General features: G+C 67.4%; 3 protein-coding genes and 1 pseudogene. 1 reads left to right on the top strand and 3 read right to left on the bottom strand.

Going from position 1 to position 4,156, the window contains the following annotated elements; translation table 11 throughout:
* Positions 1-1,069, bottom strand: a 1,069-nt coding sequence (locus tag ADBZ6I_RS16425; RefSeq protein ID WP_526385720.1) for a DNA polymerase Y family protein, incomplete at its 3' end; no start/stop codon positions are given.
* A complete protein-coding gene (gene imuA', locus ADBZ6I_RS16420) occupies positions 1,066-1,743 on the bottom strand; it encodes a DnaE2-dependent mutagenesis accessory factor ImuA' (RefSeq protein ID WP_526385718.1) in 678 nt (225 codons plus the stop codon). The genes ADBZ6I_RS16425 and imuA', both read right to left, overlap by 4 nt.
* A 109-nt stretch (positions 1,744-1,852) precedes the next feature.
* On the opposite strand from imuA', the gene ADBZ6I_RS16415 reads away from it, so the two are divergent.
* A complete protein-coding gene (locus ADBZ6I_RS16415) occupies positions 1,853-2,737 on the top strand; it encodes a fructose bisphosphate aldolase (RefSeq protein WP_526385716.1) in 885 nt (294 codons plus the stop codon).
* Positions 2,738-3,165: 428 nt separating this feature from the next.
* Here ADBZ6I_RS16415 and ADBZ6I_RS16410 read toward each other — a convergent pair.
* Positions 3,166-3,711, bottom strand: a pseudogene (locus ADBZ6I_RS16410) (O-antigen ligase family protein); the annotation flags it as partial.
* Between the last annotated feature and the right edge of the window lie 445 nt (positions 3,712-4,156).

Here is a 4,156-nt window from a genome sequence, read left to right as displayed (position 1 = left end):
CGACTTCCACCGGTTCCAGCCGCAGCAGGATCACCGGACCGGTGGGGCCTGGCCCATTCACCTTCCGGGCCGTCAGCCAGCCGTCCAGTTGCCAGCGCACCCGGTCGGCGGTGGCATCCTCGGTCAGCGGCTCGGCGCACCGCCACACCCGGGTGAGTTCGCCGCCGGGACTTATCCCCTGGTCGCTGCGCTCCTGCCCGCCGGGGGCGGTGCCGGCGTGGATGGCCAGCCGGGTGCACCCCACCCCGGCCCGCTCCAGGCTGCGATGCAGGGCGGCGGCCAGCGTCCGCCCGGCGAAGGCGGCGGCGTCCACTCGGTCGATCGGCGGATCGCAATGCAGCACCGCATCCAGATCCGGGGGAAGGTCGCGGCCGTACGGGCCGCGGCCCGGCTCGCCGCGGGCGAAGCGATGCGCGGCCACCCCATCGGCCCCGAATCGGGAGGCCACATCACCGCGGGGCAGGGTGGCGAACTGGCCGACGGTGCGAATCCCCATACGCCACAACAGATCGGCCAGTTCCGCGCGCCCGGGACCGGAGAGGCTGGGTTCGGCCGCCAACTGGCGGACAGACCACCCCGACAGGAACTCGGCATCCTGGCCGGGTTCGAGCACCCGGCCGGCCCGGGCGGCGAACACCGCGGTGGGCAGCTGGTCGGCGACACCGACCTGACATTCGGCGCCGGCGGCGGCAACGGCGTCGACCAGTCGTTCGGCGGCGGCCTGCTCGGAGCCGAAATAGCGGGCCGCGCCGCGCACGGGCAGCACCAGCAGGCCGGGCCGCAGCACCTCGGCGCGCGGCACCACCTCGTCGACGGCGGCGATCACCCCTTCGAAGAACCGGGCGTCGCGGTCGGAATCGGCGGTGGCGACATGCACCTGCGGGCAGCGGGCCTGGGCTTCGCGGCGTCGCAGACCACGCCGCACGCCGGCCTCACGGGCCGCGGCCGAGCAGGCCACCACCCGGTTGGCGCAGGTGACCGCGACCGCGACGGTGGGCGGGAGCCCGGCGGCCGCGGCGGCGGCCACCGCCGGCCAGTCCATGCACCAGATGGCCAGCACCCTGCTCATGGCATCCCGGGCCTGCCCCGGGCCCGGATGGAGACCCGCACCCGGCCGATCCGGCCGCAGCCGGCCACCGGCAGGCCGTCTCGGGTCGCGGTGATGTCGTATCCGCGCACCCGGGCGTCCATCCGCATCGACGCGCCCTGCCACTGCCCTCCGGTGACCAGCAGGGTGCACCCCCGCTGCCGGGCGCGGGCCACCACCGCCCGCGACCGGGTGGGCGGCACGCTGCGGCCGGCCAGGCCGAGCACCACCAGGTCCATCCCGTCCATCAGGACCGCGGCCACCTCCACCGGATCAGAACCCGGTTGCGGGATGACCGCCAGCCGGCTGAGGTCCGCACCCATCTCCGCGGCGGCCAGCAGCCCGAAATCCGGCAGCCCGACGACGGCCACGTGACCGCCGGCGGCCGTCACCGCGGCGGCCATGCCCACCGGCAGGGAACGGGCACCGGAGAACTCCGCGACGGTGCCTTTGGGCAACCCGGCCGGGAACAGTTCAGCCAGCGCATCCGGCACCGGCAGCAAAGATTCACCGGACGGCAGCACGTTGTCGGATGGGCCCGCCGGGCGCCACCGGGCGCCCACCTTGCCGGACACCGCCGCCATCTGACGGCGCAGCTGTTCCAGCTGTTCAGTACGGTCCAGCTGCTGTTCTTCGAGGGCTACCGCCGGCGCCATCGCTCACCTCCAACCGCGATCAACGTCACCTATGTTCGAAAATATGTTCGATTCCGTGAGTAAACACCGACCCACCGACAACCGTCAAGAGTTCTGGCAGCATGGGCCCATGAACAGCGAGCAGGCCGACAAACTCGCCCACGGATCAGGTTTCGTCGCCGCCCTGGACCAGAGCGGGGGCTCCACCCCCAAAGCGCTGCGGCTCTACGGCATCGCCGACGGTGCCTACTCCGGAGACGCGCAGATGTTCGACCTGGTGCACCAGATGCGGACCCGCATCATCACCAGCCCCAGCTTCGACGGCCGCCGGATCCTGGCGGCGATCCTGTTCGAGGACACCATGGACCGCGACATCGACGGCCGGCCGACCGCCGATTACCTGTGGGGCGTGAAGAACATCGTGCCGATCCTCAAGGTGGACAAGGGGCTTGGTGCAGAGCAGGGCGGCGCCCAGCTGATGAAACCGATTCCCGGCCTGGACGACCTGCTGCAGCGCGCGCTGACCAAGGGGATCTTCGGCACCAAGATGCGCTCGCTGATCACCCTGCCCGGCTCGGGGCTGGACGCTGTGGTGGACCAGCAGTTCGAAGTGGCACAACAGATCCTGGCCGCCGGGCTGGTGCCGATCATCGAACCCGAGGTCGACATCCACAGCCCCGCCAAGGGCGCGGCCGAGGAGCAGTTGACGTCGGCGATCATCGACCATCTCGGCACACTCGGCGACGGCCAGCAGGTGATGCTCAAGCTGACCCTGCCCGAGACCAACGACCTTTACAGCGACCTGGTGGGCGACCCCCGGGTGATGCGGGTGCTCGCACTGTCCGGCGGCTACTCCCGCGCCGAGGCCTGCCAGCGGCTGTCGCGCAACCACGGTCTGATCGCCAGCTTCTCCCGGGCGCTCACCGAGGGGTTGACCGTCGGGCAGAGTGAGCAGGAATTCGACGCCGTGCTGGATGCGGCGATCGGTGAGATTGCTTCTGCCTCAGGGACGTAACGCCCGGCCGAAGAACTGTTGCGCGAACTGCTCTCGTGCGCTGACGGGGTGGACTGCACTCCGCGATCTACGCCGCACTGGAGCGCTTCTACCGATTCTGCGCGGACCTGCTGGACACAACCCGCTCGGCCACTCCCTAGGGAGGTCAATAGTGGCCACCGGTCATCCGGCCCCACGTATCTTTGGAGACCCCCTAGATAGTTGGGTCGGGCGTTTATTGGTCCGGTGCTCGCAGCTGGCTCCTGGGCGAAAGCCGTCATGACTACAGCAAGAAGCACCCACCAGGTCGGCTCTGCGTGGGTTGGCGACAATGCCGTTGAGGTGACACCGCCGACGACCAACGACAGCAGAGCCGCAAGGCTGCCAACCGTCGAAGCCGACCGAGCCAGGACCACCGCAGTGCATATCAACACGGCCATGAAAACGACCACAGTCAACCATCCGCCGTCGAATAGTAACTGCAACATGGAATTGTGAGGCGAAACCTGATCGACGCTGGCGATGCCGCTGAATCTAGGGTGCCAGTAATACGCCGCTGCGCCCGACTTAGCTGGTCCGCCGATTCCGAATCCATATATCTGGTGAAGATCATCGATGCTCTGGTAGTAACTGAGGGCAGCTTCCCAGACGTAATCTCGCCCATTGAGGGTGGATCGCACCAGCCAGGGTAGGGTTTCGTTGAGTGACGTGAGCGCCCAGTCAACATTCCCCTGAAGCGATCCGTAGATGAATGGGAAAAGTAAACAGAATCCGACTAACGGCGGCGTGAATCGGCGGAATGTCCGCGGGATCAGTACAACACATGCCGACACGCACATTGCCGAAATCAACCCTGTGCGCGAGTCGGCCAGGACGAGCACAGCCGCGGCACACCCAATGGCGATGAGGCGCGTTGGTCGATGCCGACGACAGGCAACGATGACCGGAATCGCCGCAGCTAGGTAAACGGCCGCGATATTCGCTGAAGCCGACATCGACGGGGAGAGCGGAAAGATGACACGTTCTCCACCGGTAATGGTGTTCACTACCCCGGCAGTACGGGTCGAATGGCCTTTGACACCCGCCAGCCATAGCGTCAACGATGCGACTGTGAACAGGCCAGCGCCGTCAATCAGTGAAATCAGGGCGGAGCTTCTCGACGGCGACATGGCGACCCCGCATGCAATGATCGTGCACGCAAGGAGGAAGAACGCAGCCTTCGCCATCGTCGTCGAGTCGTACCAACGGAGCACTATGGGCAGGGAGAGCGCGGGCAAGATTGCGCACGGCCAGGCCAGTTTCAGTCGGTTCGCCGGCGACATTGAAAAGGCCGCCAGAGCTAGCGCGCAAATCGCGACTAGTCCTAACGAGCGGCTGATTACATAGCTGGCAAACACGGTAGGTGCCGCGGTCAAAACCCAATTAGATGTTGGATTTTCC

It is taken from the genome of Mycobacterium sp., assembly GCF_044342925.1.
In the GTDB taxonomy this organism is placed as follows: Bacteria; Actinomycetota; Actinomycetes; order Mycobacteriales; family Mycobacteriaceae; genus Mycobacterium.
The sequence above is the reverse complement of the archived record's forward strand: the minus strand, read 5'-3'. Positions and strand labels throughout refer to the sequence as shown.

Excerpts from the sequence above, each read along its gene's own strand:
- imuA' (WP_526385718.1), bottom strand. The coding sequence starts at position 1,743 with ATGGCGCCGGCGGTAGCCCTCGAAGAACAGCAGCTGGACCGTACTGAA.
- ADBZ6I_RS16415 (WP_526385716.1), top strand. The coding sequence starts at position 1,853 with ATGAACAGCGAGCAGGCCGACAAACTCGCCCACGGATCAGGTTTCGTC.